General features: G+C 68.7%; 16 protein-coding genes and 2 pseudogenes. 8 read left to right on the forward strand and 10 right to left on the reverse strand.

What is annotated here, in order from left to right:
• Positions 1 to 32: 32 nt before the first annotated feature.
• A pseudogene (locus tag ABTV91_RS11950) lies at positions 33 to 831 on the forward strand (YggS family pyridoxal phosphate-dependent enzyme).
• A gap of 85 nt (positions 832 to 916) precedes the next feature.
• A pseudogene (locus ABTV91_RS11955) lies at positions 917 to 1,989 on the forward strand (restriction endonuclease).
• A gap of 133 nt (positions 1,990 to 2,122) precedes the next feature.
• Here ABTV91_RS11955 and hutC read toward each other — a convergent pair.
• Positions 2,123 to 2,851 (reverse strand): histidine utilization repressor, encoded by a 729-nt coding sequence (gene hutC / locus ABTV91_RS11960; protein ID WP_433851640.1) that lies wholly within the window; start codon positions 2,849 to 2,851, stop codon positions 2,123 to 2,125.
• 19 nt (positions 2,852 to 2,870) lie between these two features.
• On the reverse strand, positions 2,871 to 4,241 hold the full coding sequence (locus ABTV91_RS11965; RefSeq protein ID WP_433851641.1) for a formimidoylglutamate deiminase: 1,371 nt from the start codon (positions 4,239 to 4,241) through the stop codon (positions 2,871 to 2,873).
• A gap of 61 nt (positions 4,242 to 4,302) precedes the next feature.
• Here ABTV91_RS11965 and hutI point away from each other — a divergent pair, with 61 nt between their 5' ends.
• From hutI to ABTV91_RS11990, 5 genes are all read left to right on the forward strand, one after another.
• Entirely contained in the window at positions 4,303 to 5,511 is a 1,209-nt protein-coding gene (hutI, locus tag ABTV91_RS11970) for an imidazolonepropionase (protein ID WP_433851642.1), read from the forward strand.
• 109 nt (positions 5,512 to 5,620) lie between these two features.
• Positions 5,621 to 7,162, forward strand: a complete 1,542-nt coding sequence (hutH, locus tag ABTV91_RS11975; protein ID WP_433851643.1) for a histidine ammonia-lyase — start codon at positions 5,621 to 5,623, stop codon at positions 7,160 to 7,162.
• 167 nt (positions 7,163 to 7,329) lie between these two features.
• A complete protein-coding gene (gene hutG / locus ABTV91_RS11980; protein ID WP_433851644.1) occupies positions 7,330 to 8,232 on the forward strand; it encodes an N-formylglutamate deformylase in 903 nt (300 codons plus the stop codon).
• Positions 8,229 to 9,899, forward strand: a complete 1,671-nt coding sequence (gene hutU / locus ABTV91_RS11985) for a urocanate hydratase (protein ID WP_433851645.1) — start codon at positions 8,229 to 8,231, stop codon at positions 9,897 to 9,899. The genes hutG and hutU overlap by 4 nt, the downstream gene beginning before the upstream one ends.
• Positions 9,900 to 9,995: 96 nt before the next feature.
• Entirely contained in the window at positions 9,996 to 10,796 is an 801-nt protein-coding gene (locus ABTV91_RS11990; RefSeq protein WP_433851646.1) for a restriction endonuclease, read from the forward strand.
• Between the two features lie 9 nt (positions 10,797 to 10,805).
• Here the strand turns inward: ABTV91_RS11990 and ABTV91_RS11995 are convergent, their stop codons facing one another.
• From ABTV91_RS11995 to ABTV91_RS12015, 5 genes are all read right to left on the reverse strand, one after another.
• On the reverse strand, positions 10,806 to 11,225 hold the full coding sequence (locus tag ABTV91_RS11995; RefSeq protein WP_433851647.1) for a DoxX family protein: 420 nt from the start codon (positions 11,223 to 11,225) through the stop codon (positions 10,806 to 10,808).
• A gap of 479 nt (positions 11,226 to 11,704) precedes the next feature.
• Positions 11,705 to 12,034, reverse strand: coding sequence for a hypothetical protein (locus tag ABTV91_RS12000; RefSeq protein ID WP_433851648.1), 330 nt, complete (start codon positions 12,032 to 12,034; stop codon positions 11,705 to 11,707).
• Between the two features lie 539 nt (positions 12,035 to 12,573).
• A complete protein-coding gene (locus tag ABTV91_RS12005) occupies positions 12,574 to 12,729 on the reverse strand; it encodes a hypothetical protein (protein WP_433851649.1) in 156 nt (51 codons plus the stop codon).
• Between the two features lie 96 nt (positions 12,730 to 12,825).
• A complete protein-coding gene (locus ABTV91_RS12010) occupies positions 12,826 to 13,158 on the reverse strand; it encodes a hypothetical protein (protein ID WP_433851650.1) in 333 nt (110 codons plus the stop codon).
• A gap of 5 nt (positions 13,159 to 13,163) precedes the next feature.
• Positions 13,164 to 13,442 (reverse strand): hypothetical protein, encoded by a 279-nt coding sequence (locus ABTV91_RS12015; RefSeq protein ID WP_433851651.1) that lies wholly within the window; start codon positions 13,440 to 13,442, stop codon positions 13,164 to 13,166.
• 279 nt (positions 13,443 to 13,721) lie between these two features.
• Here ABTV91_RS12015 and ABTV91_RS12020 point away from each other — a divergent pair, with 279 nt between their 5' ends.
• On the forward strand, positions 13,722 to 14,228 hold the full coding sequence (locus ABTV91_RS12020; protein WP_433851652.1) for a GNAT family N-acetyltransferase: 507 nt from the start codon (positions 13,722 to 13,724) through the stop codon (positions 14,226 to 14,228).
• Positions 14,229 to 14,369: 141 nt separating this feature from the next.
• Here ABTV91_RS12020 and ABTV91_RS12025 read toward each other — a convergent pair whose 3' ends face one another.
• From ABTV91_RS12025 to ABTV91_RS12035, 3 genes are all read right to left on the reverse strand, one after another.
• Entirely contained in the window at positions 14,370 to 15,557 is a 1,188-nt protein-coding gene (locus ABTV91_RS12025; protein WP_433851653.1) for a serine hydrolase domain-containing protein, read from the reverse strand.
• A 280-nt stretch (positions 15,558 to 15,837) separates the two neighbouring features.
• Complete coding sequence (locus ABTV91_RS12030) at positions 15,838 to 18,321, reverse strand: prolyl oligopeptidase family serine peptidase (RefSeq protein WP_433851654.1); 2,484 nt, start codon at positions 18,319 to 18,321, stop codon at positions 15,838 to 15,840.
• A gap of 201 nt (positions 18,322 to 18,522) precedes the next feature.
• Entirely contained in the window at positions 18,523 to 18,672 is a 150-nt protein-coding gene (locus tag ABTV91_RS12035; RefSeq protein WP_433851655.1) for a hypothetical protein, read from the reverse strand.

An 18,672-nucleotide genomic window follows, 5' to 3' on the forward strand; every position in this document is an offset into this window, starting at 1 on the left:
AGCCGCACCATCGCTACCCAGGGAACACCCCCATGACGGACACCCCCACCCGCCACGACCAGCACGGCCGCTATCCCCGCGCCGAGACCGCCGACGATTTCCGGCACAACCTGGCCGCGGTGCAGGCGCGCATCGACGCGGCCTGCCGCCGCGCCGGCCGCGACCCGGCCAGCGTGCGCCTGCTGCCGGTGAGCAAGACCATCGACGAGGCGCGCATCCGCCAGGCCTACGCCGCCGGCTGCCGCTTCCTCGGCGAGAACAAGGTGCAGGAGGCGCACCACAAGTGGGAGGCCATGCAGGACCTGGCCGGCCTGCGCTGGTCGGTGATCGGCCACCTGCAGACCAACAAGGCCAAGCTGGTGGCGCGCTTCGCCAGCGAGTTCCAGGCGCTGGACAGCCTGCGCCTGGCCGAGACCCTGGACCGTCGCCTGCAGCTTGAAGGCCGCCCGCTGGACGTGTTCGTGCAGGTCAACACTTCCGAAGAGGACAGCAAGTACGGCCTGGCGCCGGCCGACGTGCCGGCCTTCCTCCGCGAACTGCCGCAGTTCCCGGCCCTGCGCGTGCGCGGGCTGATGACGCTGGCGCTGTTCTCCGACGATGCCGAGCGCGTGCGCGCCTGCTTCGTGCGCCTGCGCGGGCTGCGCGGCGCTGCGCGAGCGCCTGCGCCAGGAGGCGCCGGACGGCGTCGGCCTGGACGAGCTGTCGATGGGCATGTCCGGCGACTTCGAGATCGCTATCGAGGAAGGCGCCACCGTGGTGCGCGTCGGCCAGGCCATCTTCGGCGCGCGCGCGGTCCCGGACAGCCATTACTGGCCGGGCGGCAACAGCTGAACATACGCGCGCGGCGTCGCATCGGCCTGGCGCGAAGCGCTATAAACTGCGCGCCTGCGCTCTCGCTTCCTCACCGGATGTAACGATGTTTTCCTGGATCCTGGCCCTGCTGCTCGCACTGTCCGTCTGGGGCCTGACCTCCGCCTGGCTGTGGATGGTCAAGCGCCGGAGAACCGAAACGCAGCACGGCCTGGCCGCCCTGGCGGGGATGCGCTGGCGCGAGTTCTCGCAGATCGTGCGGCGCGCCATGGCCGAACAGCGCGGCCTGCGCGACCTCTCCGGCGAGGACAACGGCGACCGCGGCACCAGCAGCGACTTCCTCATGGAACGCGACGGCCAGCGCTGGCTGCTGTCGTGCAAGCACGGCCGCGCCTACCGCATCAGCGCGCCGGCGATCACCGAACTGGGCGCCGCGCTGCGCCTGACCGGCGCGACCGGGGGCATCCTCATCACCGAGGGGCGGGTGGAACGCGACGGCCTGGCCGCGGCGGAAAAGGAATCCATCGAAGTGCTGGACGGCCGCGTGCTGTGGCAGGTGCTGCTGCGCCCTGCGTGCCCGAGGACATGCGCACCATGGTGGTGGAAGGCATCGCCCGCCGCGAGGCGGTGCGGCAGACCGGCATCGCGCGCGCTCGGCGCGGCGGTCGCGGTGGGCCTGCTGGCCGGCATGGGCTACATGACCCTGCAGATCGACGAGAACCTGTCGCGCGCGCCGAAGCGGCGCCCGCAGCCGTGGCCGCGCCGGCCGCCGCCCCGCGCCCGGCGCCCGCGCCGGAGACGCCCGTCCGCTCGCCGGCAACCGCCGATGCTCCCGCCGCCGCGCCGCAGGCCGCACCCGCCCCGCCCGTCGCGGCGGCCGTTCCCGGCACGCGGAAAACCGCCGCGGAAGACCTGCAGGAAGATCCCGATCCGGAAACCCTGCTGCGCTACCAGCAGGCCGTGTCCAAGAAACTGGCCGCCACGCCCGGCGTCATCAGCGGCATCTGGCTGACCCGTTCCACCCTGTCGGTCGAACGCAGCGCCGACGACGCCACGGTATGGCCGCGCATCTGCCGCGAGGTCGAACACTACCCGGCGCTGCGCACCGTGCGCATCCAGCTCAACCCCCGTCCCGGCACCGGCGAACCGGTGCGCTGGCGGCAGTGCCGGACCTTCTGAGCAGACGGGAGCGAAACGCTCCCACCTCCGTAGGCACCAAAAGCCGATTCCTGCAGGAGCGCACCTTGGTGCGCGATGGGCCCTATCGGTAAAGCCCTGTCGCGCACCAAGGTGCGCTCCTGCACGGAACTGGTCAGCGGTTGCCCGGCGCGAAGCGCGCGATCAGGTCGTAGGCATCGCCCAGGAACTTCTGCCGCACCCAGGTGATCGGCGTTTCGCCGCGCCAGGTCTGGCGGTCGATGACCAGGCAGGCGGTGCCCACCGGCACGTCCAGCAGCGCGGCCTCGGCGGCGGTGGCGGCCACCGCGCTGATGCGGTGTTGGCCGCGCGTCCACGACACGTTCTGCAGCAGCCAGCTGCCCGGGGCGTGGGTGGAGAAGTCCACTGCCAGCGTTTCCGGCACCGCTTCGGGATTGATCAGGCGCCGCTCCAGCGCCAGCGGCCGACCATCGGCCAAGTGCAGGCAACGCATCGCCAGCAGCTCGCCTTCGCCCACCAGCCGCACTTCCTCCGCCACCGCCGCGTCGGCGCGGCGCTGCTGCCGTTCCAGCAGCTGGAACCCGTAGCGGTGGCCGCGTTCGTTCACCGCCAGCGCGATGTCGGGAATCTCCAGCGCCACCTGTTCCAGGTGCGGCGGCTGCCGCGCGACGAACGAACCGGCGCGGCGGCGGCGCTCGATCATGCCGCTCTCGGCCAGCGCGGTTAGCACCTTGTTCACCGTCATGCGCGAGCAGCCGTACTGCGCCATCAGCTCGTGCTCGTAGGGAATGCGGAAGCCCGGCGCCCACTCGCCACTGAGGATGCGGCCTTCGATGTCGCCGCGGATGCGCTGGTTGAGGCTGGGCGCCTTCTTGTCCTTCACTCGTGAATCCTGCCTGGAGTCAGCCCAGTATCCGCTGCAACGCGGCCCGATAGCGTGCGGCTACGTCGTCGCGGCGCACATGACGGCCGTCGCGCACCCACTGCCGGCCGTTGCGCCACACCGAACGCACCGCGCCGCCGCGCGCGCGCGCGAACACCCAGCTGTCCAGCGCGTCGCCCGCGCGGCCATGCAGCGCTGGATGCGCGGCATCCAGTTCGACCAGGTCCGCCGGCGCGCCGACGGCCAGGCCGGGCGCCACGCCCAGCGCCTGTGCGGCCCCGTCCTGCGCCTGCTGGTACAGCCAGCGGCCGCTGGACAGTTCGCCCGGCGAAACCACGTTGCGCCCGCGCAGCGCCAGCCGCTGGCCATATTCGAGCAGGCGCAGCTCCTCCGCCGCGTCGATCAGCACGTTGGAATCGGAACCGACGCCGAAGCGCCCGCCGTGGCGCACGAACTCGCGCATCGGGAACAGGCCGTCGCCGAGGTTGGCCTCGGTGACCGGGCACAACCCGGCCACCGCGCGGCTGTCGGCGAGGCCGCGGACTTCGTCGTCCTGCAGATGGGTGGCGTGCACCAGGCACCAGCGCCCGTCCACCGGCATGTTGCCCAGCAGCCATTGCACCGGGCGCTGCCCGCTCCAGGCCAGGCAGGCCTCGACCTCGCGCACCTGCTCGGCGATATGGATGTGGACCGGTCCGTCCACCAGCGCCGGCAACGCCTGCAGTTCCTGCGGCGTGCACGCGCGCAGGCTGTGCGGCGCCAGTCCCAGCACCGCGTCCGGGATGGCGCGCAGCGCCTGGCGGCAGCCGTCCAGCAGCGCGGCGAAACCGTCCACGTCGTGCAGGAAGCGGCGCTGCGCCGGCAGCGGCGCGGCGCCGCCGAAATCGCTGTGCGCGTAGAACACCGGCAGCAGGGTCAGGCCCAGCCCGGTGCCGGCGGCCGCCGCGGCGACGCGGCCGGCCATTTCGGCGTGGTCGGCATAACGCTGGCCGTCCGGCGCATGGTGCAGGTAGTGGAACTCGCCCACGCGGGTGAAGCCCGATTCCAGCATCTCCATGTAGGCCTGCTCGGCCACCGCCTGGAAATCGTCCGGGGTCAGCCGGTCCAGGAAGCGGTACATCAGCTCGCGCCAGCTCCAGAAGCTGTCGCCCGAGCGCCCGCCCACCTCGGTCAGGCCGGCCATGGCGCGCTGGAAGGCGTGGCTGTGCAGGTTGCCCAGCCCCGGCACCACCACGCCCAGCGGCTGCGCGCCCGGTTCGGCCGGCGCATCGGCGGTGACCGACACGATGCGGCCCTGCGCGCATTCGATGCTCACCGCCTGCGCCCAGCCCTGCGGCAGCAGGGCCTGCGCGGCGTGGAAACGGACCGGACTGGAAACCTCGTTCGCCATCACTGGACACTCTCGGTGGGTGGTGATTATTGTATATACAAATAAACGCGGAAGGGTGCACATGCACTGCGATACGGTCTGGCACAACGCCCACCTGATGACGCTCGACGACGCCGCGGGCGGCCTCGGCATCGTGCGCAACGGCGTGGTCGCCGCCCGCGACGGGCGCATCGTGCATGCCGGTCCCGCCGCCACCGCGCCGGCCTTCGACGCCGCCCACCGCATCGACTGCGGCGGCCGCTGGATCGGCCCCGGCCTGGTCGACTGCCACACCCACCTGGTCTACGCCGGCAACCGCGCCAACGAATTCGAACAGCGCCTGCACGGCGTGAGCTACGCCGACATCGCCCGCGCCGGCGGCGGCATCGTCTCGACCGTGCGCGCCACCCGCGATGCCGACGACGCCGCGCTGGTCGCCGCCACCCTGCCCCGCCTGGACGCGATGCTGGCCGAAGGCATCACCACCATCGAGATCAAGTCCGGCTACGGATTGACGCTGGACGACGAGCGCAAGCAGCTGCGCGTCGCCAGGCAGCTGGAACAGCTGCGCAAGGTCGAGGTGGTACCCACCTTCCTTGGCGCGCACGCGGTGCCGCCGGGCCGACAGGCGCAGGAGTACATCGACGAGGTCTGCGAGGTCATGATCCCGGCCGTCGCGGGCGAAGGCCTGGCCGAGGCGGTGGACGTGTTCTGCGAGAACATCGCCTTCTCGACCGAGCAGGCCGCGCAGGTGTTCGCCGCCGCGCGCCGCCACGGGCTGGCGGTGAAGATCCACGCCGAACAGCTCAGCAACCAGCACGGCGCCGAACTGGCGGCGCGGCATGGCGCGTTGTCGGCCGACCACATCGAACACCTGGACGACGCCGGCATCGCCGCGATGCGCGCGGCCGGTACCGTCGCCGTGCTGCTGCCGGCCGCGTTCTATTTCACCCGCGACACCACCGTGCCGCCGATCCAGCAACTGCGCGACGCCGGCGTGCCGCTGGCGCTGGCCACCGACAGCAACCCCGGCACCTCGCCGCTGACCAGCCCGCTGCTGGCGATGAACATGGCCGCCACGCTGTTCCGCATGACCGTGGATGAATGCATCGCCGGCTTCACCCGCGAAGCGGCGCGTGCGCTGGGCCGCTTCGACCGCGTCGGCCGGCTCGCCGCGGGCATGGACTGCGACCTGGCGATCTGGGACATCGACGCGCCGGCCGACCTGGTCTACCGCATGGGCTTCAACCCGCTGCACGCGCGCGTGTTCCGCGGGCAACAGACACCGTAGGCCCGGGGCTGCCTCCGGCAGACCCCACGCGGCGCGGCCCCGCGTCCGCGCAATCCCAAACCCTTGCGGGCATGCCCCGCCCCCATCCTTGAGAACCTGGAGTAACCCGATGAATTCCCCGCTCGTGCTTCGCCCCGGCCACGTTCCGTTGGCCCAGTGGCGCCAGGTCTACCGCGGCGCCCACGTGCGCCTGGACGCATCGGCGCAGGCCGCCGTGCTGCGCAGCGCGCAGGTGGTCGACGCCATCGTCGCCAAGGGCGAGCCGGTGTACGGCATCAACACCGGCTTCGGCAAGCTGGCCAGCGTGCGCATCGAGCGCGAGGACCTGGAAACCCTGCAGCGCAATATCGTGCTCTCGCATGCCGCCGGTGTCGGTGAGCCGATGCCGGCCAGCGTGGTGCGGCTGATGATGGCGCTCAAGCTCACCAGCCTGGCGCAGGGCGCCTCGGGCATCCGTCCGCAGACGCTGGCGCTGCTGGAGACGTTCCTGCAGCACGACTTCGTACCGGTGGTGCCGTGCCAGGGCTCGGTCGGGGCTTCCGGCGACCTGGCGCCGCTATCGCACCTGGCCTCGGTGATGATCGGTGTCGGCGAAGCCTTCGTCGATGGCGTGCGCATGCCGGCCGCCGATGCGCTGGCACGCATCGGCCAGACCGCGCTGACGCTCGGCGCCAAGGAAGGCCTGGCCCTGCTCAACGGCACTCAGTACTCCACCGCCTATGCGCTGGCCGGGCTGTTCGAGATCGAGACCGTGTTCCAGGCCGCGCTGGTCACCGGCGCGCTGTCGGTGGAAGCGGCCAAGGGCTCGGACACGCCGTTCGACCCGCGCATCCACGGCATCCGCGGCCAGCGCGGGCAGATCGCCACCGCCGCCACGCTGCGCACGCTGATGGCGGGCTCGGCGATCCGCGAATCGCACCGCGACAACGACGTGCGCGTGCAGGACCCGTACTGCCTGCGCTGCCAGCCACAGGTGATGGGCGCGGCCTTCGACGTGATCCGCCAGGCGGCGACCACGCTGGAGATCGAGGCCAACGGCGTCTCCGACAACCCGCTGGTGTTCACCGATACCGGCGAAGCGCTGAGCGGCGGCAACTTCCACGCCGAGCCGGTGGCCTTCGCCGCGGACATGCTGGCGATGGCGGTGTGCGAGATCGGCTCGATCAGCGAACGCCGCATCGCCATGCTGGTCGATCCGGCGCTGTCGGGCCTGCCCGCCTTCCTCACGCCGAAGCCGGGCCTGAATTCCGGTTTCATGATCCCGCAGGTCACCGCCGCGGCGCTGGTGTCGGAGAACAAGCAGCGCGCCTATCCGGCCAGCGTCGATTCCATCCCGACCTCGGCCAACCAGGAAGACCACGTGTCGATGGCCGCGCACGGCGCGCGCCGCCTGCTGGCGATGGCGGAGAACGCCGCCAATGTCGTCGGCATCGAACTGCTGGCCGCCGCGCAGGGCTGCGACTTCCACGCCCCGCTGCGCTCCAGCGACGCGCTGGAGCAGGTGCGCGCCACCCTGCGCGCGCAGGTGCCGACGCTGCAGGACGACCGCTACTTCCACCCTGACATGGTGGCCGCCACCGACCTGGTGCGCAGTGGCGCGCTGGCCGCGGGGCTGGAAGGCGTGCTGCCGCAGGTAGAGACGATCCAGTAAGTGCTTGAGCCCCTCTCCCATCGGGAGGGGGGTTGGGGTGAGGGGCGAACGGAGTCCCGATGGTCCAGACACCGCCGGCTCCGTTCGCCCCTCATCCGGCGCTTCGCGCCACCTTCTCCCGGAGGGAGAAGGAAACAGCTTCCTCCTGCCAACAACCAAGGCACGCGATGAACTCACATCCCGACTGGCTGCAGATCCACGAAGGCGACGCCTCGCTGATCGTCAGCTTCCCGCACACCGGCACCGAGCTGCCCGACGAGCTTGCCGGCCATTTCGTCTCGCCGTGGCTGGCGCGGCGCGATGCCGACTGGTGGGTGCACGAGCTGTATGCCTTCGCCCGCGAGCTGGGCGCCACCACCGTGCGCACCGCGGTCTCGCGCTCGGTGATCGACGTCAACCGCGACCCGTCCGGCGCCTCGCTGTACCCGGGCCAGAACACCACCGGCCTGTGCCCGACCACCACCTTCGACAACCAGCCGCTGTACCGCGCCGGCCACGAACCGGACGAAGCGGAGATCGCGCGCCGCCGCGACACGTATTTCGCGCCCTACCACGCCGCGCTCGCCGCGCAGATCGCGCGCCTGCGCCAGCGCCACCCGACCGTGGTGGTCTACGACGCGCACTCGATCCGTTCGCGCATCCCACACCTGTTCGACGGCGAACTACCGCAGTTCAACATCGGCAGCGCCGGCCCGACCGGCGAGCCGGATACCTCCTGCGACAACGCGCTGACCGACGTGGTCGAGAACCTGTGCGCGCTGAGCGGTCTTGGCCATGTGCGCAACGGCCGCTTCAAGGGCGGCTGGATCACCCGCCACTACAGCGACATCCCCGGCGGCGTGCACACCCTGCAGATGGAACTGGGCTGCCGCGGCTACATGCACGAGCCCGCTCCGGCCGACGTGGACGAGCACAGCTGGCCCACGCCCTACGACCCCACTCACGCCGCCCCGGTGCGCGACACCCTGCAACAGGTACTGCGCGCCTGCCTGGACTTTGCCATGCGTGCGATTCCCTCGCAAAAGCCCGCACATCCATGTGCGGACTCTTCACCAGGAGCAGACACATGAACACCCGCCACGATCCATCCCGCAGCCCGCGCGCGCCGCGCGGCAACACCCTCAACTGCAGGTCCTGGCAGACCGAGGCACCGTTCCGCATGCTGCAGAACAACCTCGACGCCGAAGTGGCCGAGGACCCGGCCTCGCTGGTGGTCTACGGCGGCATCGGCCGCGCCGCGCGTGACTGGGAGAGCTACGACAGGATCCTGGAAACGCTCAAGCGCCTGGACGACAACCAGACCCTGCTGGTGCAGTCCGGCAAGCCCGTCGGCGTATTCCCCACCCATCCCGACGCGCCGCGCGTGCTGATCGCCAACTCCAACCTGGTGCCGCACTGGGCCAACTGGGAGCACTTCAACGAGCTCGATAAAAAGGGCCTGATGATGTACGGCCAGATGACGGCCGGCTCGTGGATCTACATCGGCTCGCAGGGCATCGTGCAGGGCACCTACGAGACCTTCGTCGAGATGGGCCGACAGCACTACGGCGGCAGCCTGGCCGGCAAGTGGATCCTCACCGCCGGCCTTGGCGGCATGGGCGGCGCGCAGCCGCTGGCCGCCTCGCTGGCCGGCGCCAGCAGCCTGACCATCGAATGCCGCCAGAGCAGCATCGACTTCCGCCTGCGCACCCGCTACGTGGACGAGCAGGCCACCGACATCGACGACGCGCTGGCGCGCATCGCCAGGTACACCGCCGCCGGCGAAGCCAGGTCGATTGCCCTGCTCGGCAACGCCGCCGAAATCCTGCCGGAACTGGTGAAGCGCGGCGTGCGCCCGGACTGCGTCACCGACCAGACCAGCGCCCACGATCCGGTGCACGGCTACCTGCCGATCGGCTGGACGGTGGAGCAGTGGCTGGCCGAACAGAAGGCCAACCCGTCGAAGGTGCGCGACGCCGCCAAGGCCGCCATGCGCGTGCACGTGGAAGCCATGCTCGCCTTCCACGCCGCCGGCATCCCGACCGTCGACTACGGCAACAACATCCGCCAGATGGCCTTCGACGAGGGCCTGAAGAATGCGTTCGACTTCCCCGGCTTCGTGCCCGCCTACGTGCGTCCGCTGTTCTGCCGCGGCGTCGGCCCGTTCCGCTGGGTGGCGCTGAGCGGCGATCCGGAAGACATCTACAAGACCGACGCCAAGGTGAAGGAGATCATCGCCGATGACCCGCACCTGCACCGCTGGCTGGACATGGCGCGCGAGCGCATCAGCTTCCAGGGCCTGCCGGCGCGCATCTGCTGGGTCGGCCTGGGCCTGCGCCACAAGCTCGGCCTGGCCTTCAACGAGATGGTGCGCAACGGCGAACTGAAGGCGCCGGTGGTGATCGGCCGCGACCACCTCGATTCCGGCAGCGTCGCCTCGCCCAACCGCGAAACCGAAGCGATGAAGGACGGCAGCGACGCCGTGTCCGACTGGCCGCTGCTCAACGCCATGCTCAACGTCGCCGGCGGCGCGACCTGGGTAAGCCTGCACCACGGCGGCGGCGTGGGCATGGGCTACAGCCAGCACTCCGGCGTGGTCATCGTCTGCGATGGCAGTCAGGCCGCCGACCAGCGCATCGCCCGCGTGCTGTGGAACGACCCCGGCACCGGCGTCATGCGCCACGCCGACGCCGGCTATGACATCGCCATCGACTGCGCGAAGGAAAAGGGATTGGATCTGCCGGGGATTCTGGGCTGATCAATGCGACTCCGTGGCGGCCCGCTCTGGCGGCCGCCACCGCGATGCAGGCGTTTCGGCCTGCTATCTTCATGCATGGACGCAAGGGGCATAGGCATGGGACGCAGACGACGCAACAACGGATTGATGGAGGCCATGGCCGCTTTACGATGGCCAGTAGGCGTCGCCCTCGGGATCGTCGGCTTTCTGGTGATCCGCCTCGGATTTCCTGCGTGGCTAGACAACGCCGGACCATTGGCCGGCATGTTTTCTCCGCTGATGGGCGTTCTGGCCTTCTTGTGGCTCGGCGCCTGCCTGCTGGGCGCCCTCGTTTCGGCGATCCGCAGCAGCAACCGCAAGCGCCTGCTCGATACCCGTACCGATCTGGAGAGCCTGTCGGCGACCGGCTGGCGCAATTTCGAACGTCTGGTAGGTGAAGCCTTCCGCCGGCAGGGTTACGCCGTCGAGGAAAACCACCACGCTGGACCCGATGGCGGTATCGACCTGCTGCTGTTCAAGGATGGCTGCCGCACCCTCGTGCAATGCAAACAGTGGCGGCGCGAACAGGTTGGCGTAGCCGTCGTCCGCGAAATGTACGGCCTGCTCGTCCACCACGACGCGGACGCGGTCAAGATCGTCACCACCGGCAGCTATACCCAAGCTGCGGCCGCCTTCGCAGCAGACAAACCCATCGAACTCGTCACCGGCGAACAGATGCTGGCGATGATCCGCGCGGCACAGCCGGCATCGGCCACGCCGCCAGCCAACGTCATGCAGGAGCCTGCCAGCACCGCGCTCCCCCATGCGGCCGAAGCTTGCCCGCGTTGCGGTGCTGCCATGGTGGAACGGCGCAACCGGCGGACCGGCGCGGCCTTCATGGGATGCAGTCGTTTCCCGGCATGCCGGGGCACAGCCTGACCGATGTCCTCAATGTGGCCGACCAGCCACCGCGTAACGCCCGCCACCGGTCACCGCCAGCAGCAACAGCCCGCCGGCGATGGACAGGTTCTTGAGGAACTGGGTCATGTTCATGGCGCGCTCGGCGCCCTCCATGCCCCAGAACGCATGGCCGAGCACGCCGGTGCCCAGTACGAACAGGACGAACAGCAGCGCCAGCAGACGCACCTGCAGCCCCAGCAGCAGCGCGATGCCGACCAGGAACTCCATGCATACCGCCACCCCGGCCGCCACCTGCGGCAGCGGGGCGTGCAGCGACGCCATGTAGCCGACCGTGCCCTGGAAATCGGTCAGCTTGCCCCAGCCCGATACCACGAACAGCACCATCAGAAGAATCCGCGCCAGCAGGATCAGTCCATCGCGGTTGCGGTCCACCCATCCGTCCAGCATGGCAGTACTCCCGGTCGTTTCCGGTATCTGACGTCTGCACTCGTAAGCGCGGCGTGATCGATCGGTATCCGGCAGGTCGTGCATGCCTCCCTTCCGGGAAGCCTGCCCTTCAACCGACCATCAGGGCCCAGGGGATTTCCGAGCCGCAGAACTTGCAGCGAACGCCTGTCCGGTCGGCCTGCCTGGCCAGATTGCCATTGGCGCCCCCCCTGCACCTCCATCTCCAACGGTCCCGGGTCCGACCCATGGAGACGCTCTGCTTCGAGAAGAACCTCACCGGGCGCGCATTTCATGCTCCGGACCTTCCAGTTACAGATTTATTCCCTTCATGGCGTTGCCTCCTGGCAAGTTCCCTCAGCTCCCTGGACGGGAGCTTCAAGGAAGAGAGCCGGGAGCGCACGCTGGAAACCGCGATCACTGGACCGCCCCATCCCCGCCTGCGGATACCGCCGGATTCACTCCCGCCGGCATGACAGGTCTCAATGAGGTTTGAATACCGGCATCGGCGCCCAGGTCTCCACCCAGCTGGCGGTGATCGAAACCTCCAGGGTATTGCCTTCCGCATCGGGCGAAATCCGGTATCGATGAGTGGGGCCTTTCATCCATTGCACGGTGAAGCAGAGTGCCGGTTCATCAGGATTCCAGCGGATCTCGCTTATGGCGTTCTCCATGCCCTCCTCTTCATCTATGAAGGCCACAGACAACCCGTTTCCCGCCAACGAGAAGCGGAAAACGGCGAAACTGGCCTCTTCCCATACGTTCCATTCGCCGATGAATTGTTGCCTGGTGTCCACAGTGTGCATGTTCATTCGCCAATGGAGAGTCATTCATGAAGCGCGCGGCCGCCAAGCCAGACAGGTGGCGCCCGATTGCCCGGGCCATGCCATGCCGGGTGTGTCGCGGCAATGGCCGCACGCGGCCTACAGCCGCAGAGCGGATCGGTCCATGCCCCCATGACGGTGGGGAAGCCACGCCCGCTTTCTGTCAGGATCTTCGATGAATGCGGCCGTGCAATCCTCGTCGATCTTGAATCTGCGGAAACCCTTTGGGGCGAAGGGTTTCCAGCGCAGTCCGTTCGGCATGAAGCCCGGTTCAAACCTTGCATGCGTGCTTGTCGATCAGGGCTTCGAGCTCCAGGCACAGGCACTGCGAGCATGCCTTCCCCACTGGGCTGCCGCTTCCGCAGCGCCTGCAGCACGCCGTCGTTATCGTCCACGGGAGACCGGAGTCGACGGCCGATCCTCGCCATCAATGCCTTTGCTTCCGCCTCCGTGTCCATGCGCGATCATTCCTTAGGGAAAAGCTGCGCGTGTTCGCGCAGCCCTCCTTACCTTTGACAACAGAAGTGCTACTTCTGTTGGGGCTTGTCGCCCTCGTCGGCCTTGCCTTCCCTGGGCTGGGCATCCTTGCGGTCGTTGTCGTTCTGTTGTGGCGCGCCCGGCGCACGCTTGGAGTCGTGTTCCTGCGGGCTCTGGGTGCCGGTTGTCACACTGGGACTGTTCATCTTCTACTCCATTGCGATGGAATCATCGCAAGCGCAGCCTGCGCCACGTACTGTTACCGCGCGGTGCTTTCCGGGGATGGCAGGTGAATGCGCGGCTCAGGGAAGAAGACGATTCCAGCAGAGTTCCGCGATCTGGCTGTAGACCTTCCGCTGGCGGGAATCCGCACCGCCGGAAAGACGCGCATCCAGGTCCCTCAGCCAGGCAGAGCGCGAGCCGTGAGGGCTGCGGACATAGATATCGCAGGCGATCTTGATCACCGGCCCGCAGTCCCTGTGGAAGCTGTCGGCAATGAGTGCGCCCGTCGTGAACCGGTCTCTCCAATAGGCGAGTTCGCGGACCACATCGACGAAGTCGCGATCCCGCAGGACAGCCATGCCGTCACCGGGCACCCCGTGGCTTCCTGTCGAGGCATGGGATCCGCTGCGCATGTCCCTCATCGATGGCCCCCGCGTTCGGTCTCGAACCGGTTGCGAGGAGCATCCGGCGGAACAGCCATCGCCATGGCACGCTCCATCCTGCCCAGGAGCGACTCGATGCTGTTCCTGTACTCCCATTCACCTGATGAGCCGGATGCGGCGCTCATCGCGCGCCGGGCCAGAATGGCCAGAGAGCGCAGCTTGTCCAGGCGCTGGGATTGCGACCACCCGCGACCGAAGTCCATCATCTCCAGCACCAGATCATCAAGATCAGCCCGCGCTTCTTCATAGTTCATGGGAATATCCTGAGCACGGACGTGCTCCACCTCTAGACACCATAGGCTCTTTCATCGTGCACGATGTGACGAGGCGAACCATCGCGTACCGCAAGCGCGGGGGTCATCGGAATGCCGCTCCGCGCCAGCCATAGGGTATCCAGACGCCTCCTCCGCCTCCCGACAGCCGTCAAGGAACGGATCACATGTTGCGAAAGGGTCGATTCGTACAGAACAGATTCGCCAGAACGCCCCATACCCACGTCGGCAACCGCCCCCTGAACTTAGCCCAGGCAATCCATGAACCTTCTTGTCCGTAACGAAAACCCAGGCGACGTGGACGCGATCGCCCGCCTCACCGAAGCCGCGTTCGCCGACGCGCCGCACACCAGCCATACCGAGCACTTCATCGTGGCCGCGCTGCGCAAGGCCGGGCAGCTGAGCGTTTCGCTGGTGGCGCTGGACGGAAACGACCTGGTGGGCCATGTCGCGGTGTCGCCGGTCACGCTGTCTACCGGCCAGTCCGGTTGGTACGGGCTCGGCCCCATCTCGGTGCGTCCGGACCGGCAAGGGCGCGGCATCGGCTCGGCGCTGATGGCCGCAGCCATCGAACGGCTCAAGGCGATGGGCGGTGCGGGCTGCGTGCTGCTGGGTGAGCCGGGGTATTACGCGCGCTTCGGGTTCAGGGCCTGCGACCGCCTGGTACTGCCCGGCGTGCCTGCGGAGTATTTCCAGGCATTGCCGTTGGCCGAAGGCGTACCTGCCGCCGAAGTGAGCTATCACGCGGCATTCGAGGCAAGCGCCTGATGCCATCGGCGGGTTCGGCTAACCACTGCCATCCGCGATATCCGGATCAAGCCGCGCCGCCGGGCCACGTCGGCTTGAATGCGGAAGGACGACAATCCCCGACAGAGCCATCGGACAGGGAAGCGACCACGCTTTCCGCCGCTATCGGGACACCCCCTGCCCCGTGGCGTTCTCCCGCGCGGCGATCCGTTCGACCAGCGAATCTATCGCCGTCTCCATGGCGCGGGCGGTCTGGTCGCCGCTCTGGTTGGTGATGACGAACACGCCCAGGTCGTACTTCGGAATGATGTAGATGTAGCACTGCGAGCGCGGCACGCCGCCATGGTGGGCATAGTAGACGCCCTTCAAGCGGTCGCCACTGACGATGTTCCAGAAGTAGCCGATGCTGAACTCCGGATCGAACTGGACCAGGGTGCGATGCGATTCCGTCACGACGGGCCCACCGGCCAATTGGAACCGGAGGTACTTCACCATTTCCGGGACTGTCGCCTTGACGTTTCCGGATGCACCCCAGGGCAACTGCGGCATCGGCGTGGTCGGCACCGGGTTGTCGCTGTGATAGCCGACCGCCAGACGGGCCGCCTGCGCGTCGTCCAGCCTGATTCCAAGCCCGGTCATCGCCGCCGAATCGCGGAAGAATCCACGCAGCAGCGACTCGTAGCCGCTCCCGTAGACCGTTTCCAGGACATGGGCCACCAGTTCGGTTCCGGTACTGGAGTAGGCGTAGTCCTTTCCCGGCGCCTGGCGGATCTGGACCGCATGCAGGTCCCGGAAGAAATCCGCCTTGCCGTAGCCGGCATAGATGGCATTGAGTTCGCCGGGCGTACGCGGGTCGGTGAAGTCCGCCAGCACCGTGTTCGCGCGTTCCGGCAGCATGTTCGGCAGGCCGCCGGTATGCGACAGCAGGTGGCGGATGCGGATGGGTTCGCCCTTGTACTGCAGGTTCGGGTAATCCCCTTGCAGGTACATGCGGACATCGTCGTCCAGGCCCACGCGGCGCTCCAGGACGGCATGGGCCATCAGGGTTCCCGCCAGGGTCTTGCTCAACGAACCGATTTCGTAGAGCGTCGCATCGCTCGGCGGGCCCGGCTTGCCGGTTTCCATGTCGCCGCGGTGACGGATGAATTCCCTGTCGCGGTATACGACGCCGATCGAGGCCGAATGGAGCAGGGGCTGCTCGACCAGCGTCGCGGCGACCTGGTCGATATCCGCCCCCAGATCCGTTGCCGGCGCACGCTCGGCCGCGCAACCGGCGGCCAGGAGCGCGGCGGACAGCACGACGCCGTCAAACCACCGCCTGTTTCGAACAACCCTCAAGATCACGTGCATGCGTCGGCGCCCGGAAGGCAGGTGAAAGGGGCTCACGATAGCCGATTGCCGAAGCTCACGTCCGCCGTCTTTTCCGTGGCTGCGTTCGTTCAAAGGCGTGGCAATGCCCGTCGCCGGCCAGCCACGGCAAGCGCCAGGACCGGGGCCGCCCGAACGCCACGGCAATCGCCAGCCCGCGCATCCGCCGTCCGCATTCGCCATGACGCGCTCGCCGACACCCGGAAAGAAGAAGCCCGCTCGCGCGGGCTTCTCCGTACGGCTCGATCAACTCACCACCGGCTCATTTGCCGGAAGCGGCCTGCGGCGGTGCGTTCTTCACGTAGCGGTCGAACCAGGCCAGCATTTCGGCCACCAGCTGTTCGTTGGATTCCAGCGCGGTGTACCAGTGCGGTTCGTGCGGCAGCATCACCAGGCGGGTGGTGCCGCCGTTGCCGCGGATGGCCTGGTAGAGCTTGCGCGACTGGAACGGCTCGGTGCCCGGGTTGGCGTCGTCCTCGCCGTGCACCAGCAGCAGCGGCAGCTTGATCCTGTCGGCGTAGAAGTACGGCGAGGCCTTCAGGTATACGTCCTGCGCCTGCCAGACCGAGCGGCGCTCGTTCTGGAAACCGAACGGGGTGAAGGTCTTGTTGTACGAGCCGCTGGTGGCCACGCCGGCCTTGAACAGGTCGGTATGGGCGATCAGGTTGGCGGTCATCAGGCCGCCGTGGCTGTGGCCGGTGACGCCGATGCGGTTGCGGTCCACCACGCCCAGCTCCACCGCCTTGTCCACCGCGGCCTTGGCGTCGGCGGTGAGCTGTTCCAGGTAGGTGTCGTAGGCGCTCTTCGGGTCGCCGACGATGGGGAACGAGGCGTTGTCGATGATGGCGTAGCCGGCCAGCAGCATCAGCCGGTACGGCGCCAGGCGGGTGAAGGTCTGCTGCGAACCGGACACCTGCCCGGCCTGCGCGCTGTTGGCGAAGTCGGCCGGATAGGCGTACAGGATCGCCGGCAGGCGCTGGCCTTCCTTGTAGCCCGGCGGGGTGTACAGGGTGAAGGACAGGTCGATGCCGTCGGCGCGCTTGTAGGTGACCAAGCGCTTCTGGATCTGCCGCACTTCCGGGGTCGGGTCGGCGACGCGGGTCAGCCGGCGGCCTTCGGCGGCGTACTGCGCTTCGCCTTCCGCGGCCGCCGCATCGCGCGCGCCGAGCTCGCGCAGCCACGCGTTGGGCGGGTCTATCACCGACTGGTGCCAGGTGAGATAGCGGCCCGGTTCGGCGGTGAAGCCGAGGAACTGGTCGTAGGCATCGGTGGCGCTGCGGAACAGGCGCTCGCTCCTGAGCGTGGCCAGGTCCAGGCGGTCGAGGAACGGGCGGTCGCCCTGCGGCGAACTGCCCTGCCCGCGCAGGAACACCTTGCCGTCCTCCTCGCGCACCACCACCGCGCCGTTGGGCAGGCGCTGGTAGACGAAGTTGCCCGGGTCGCCGTACAGCTCGTCGCTGGACAGGTCCCACAGCAGGCGCGCTTCCTGCTTCGGGTCGTCGATGTCGACGATGCGGGTCTGGCGCCAGTGGCGGTTCTCGTCGTATTCGTTGAGGAAGCTGCGCTGCGGCCGCGCGGTCCAGTCGAAGCCGGCGTAGCGCTGGGTGGTGCGGGCGATCTCGCGCGGCGCGGCGGTGAACGGCGCCGACTGCAGCATCAGCCTGTCACGCTGCGGCACGTTGACGTTCCAGTCGCCCTTGTCCAGCGCCTCGGCCCAGACCAGGGTGGCCGGGTCGGTGGCGCGCCAGTCGAAATCGCGAGGGCCTTCCGGCACGCCGTGCACCGGCACGCGCTCGGCCAGCGGCAGCGCGGCGATGCGCACGCTCCTGCCGGTGGCCACGTCCAGTACGTCCACGTCGTAGGCGAAGCGCTGGTAGGTGACCGCGTGCGAGAACGGCGGCTTGATGATCTGGGTGAGCACGTGCACGCCGTCGGGCGCGCCGTTGACGCCGTTGTACAGCTGCGGCGCGCCGACCGGGCTGACCTTGCCGGAGGCGGCCTCGACCACCGCCAGCTGCGACTGCCCGTAATAGGCGAACAGGCGTTCGTCGTGCTCGCTGGCCAGGGTGTCGCGGGTTTCGTAGGTGCTGCTCTCGCCCTTTGCGCCCAGCGATTCCTGCACGTCCGGACCGAAAACATCATCGCCGGCCGGCGCCGGCCCCTGGTTGGCCGGCACCAGCTTGACCAGCAGGCGGCTGCCGCCGTCCAGCCACTGCACGGTACTGCCGAACATGGGGTTCAGGCGCGCGCCCGGGATCTGCCGCACCTGGCCGCTGGCGGCGTCGCCCACCCACAGCTGCACCGCATCGGCGACGACATTCTGGAAAGCAAAGCGCTGGCCGTCCGGCGACCACAGCGCGCCGCCGGCGCAGGCGTCCTTCGGCAACGGCACGCGGGTTTCCTTGCCGCTGGCGATGTCCACCAGGGTGAAGTCGGCCACGCAGGCCGGAATGCCATAGCCGCCGGGGGTGTCGTGGCGGCTGCGGTTGCCCGGCTCCAGGCGCAGGCCGGCCAGCTTCAGGTACGGCCGGGCGACGCGGCTGATCGACGGATAGGTCTGGCTGGTGGTCAACAGCAGGCGCCTGCCGGTGGGGTCGACGCTGGGCATCGGCGGCGGCGGCGCGGTCAGCACCTTCAGCAGTTCCGCCGGTGGCTTGGCGTACCCGGCATGCGCGGGCATGCTGGCCAGCAGGGTGGTTGCGGTCGCGGCGAGTACCGCGGACCAGGCAGTGCAACGGACGCTCATGGTTTCCCTCATGCGCTGGAAAGACGCCGGCACGGAAGCCGGTAGCGGCCGAATCTAGCACCGGCACCGCGGCCGGCGGATGGGCCATAAGCAAGGGGTTGCCCCCCATGCGGCCTGCCGCCGCCGGCGCGGCCGTTCGGGTTCCGTTGAACGCATGCCGAAGATGCGTACTGGGTGAAGGAATGTTTGCCGCGCGACTTGCTATGTTGCCCACGCCATGAAATCCACCGCCGGACCACCGACGATTCCCTCGCTGCCGCGCGAACTGCGCAGCGTGCCGCTGCGTACCATCGCGCCGGTCGCCACGCTGGCGCTGCTGGTGTTCGCCGGCTGGCTGGCGTGGAAGGGCAT

Source organism: Stenotrophomonas nitritireducens (genome assembly GCF_050984405.1).
In the GTDB taxonomy this organism is placed as follows: domain Bacteria; phylum Pseudomonadota; class Gammaproteobacteria; order Xanthomonadales; family Xanthomonadaceae; genus Stenotrophomonas; species Stenotrophomonas nitritireducens_B.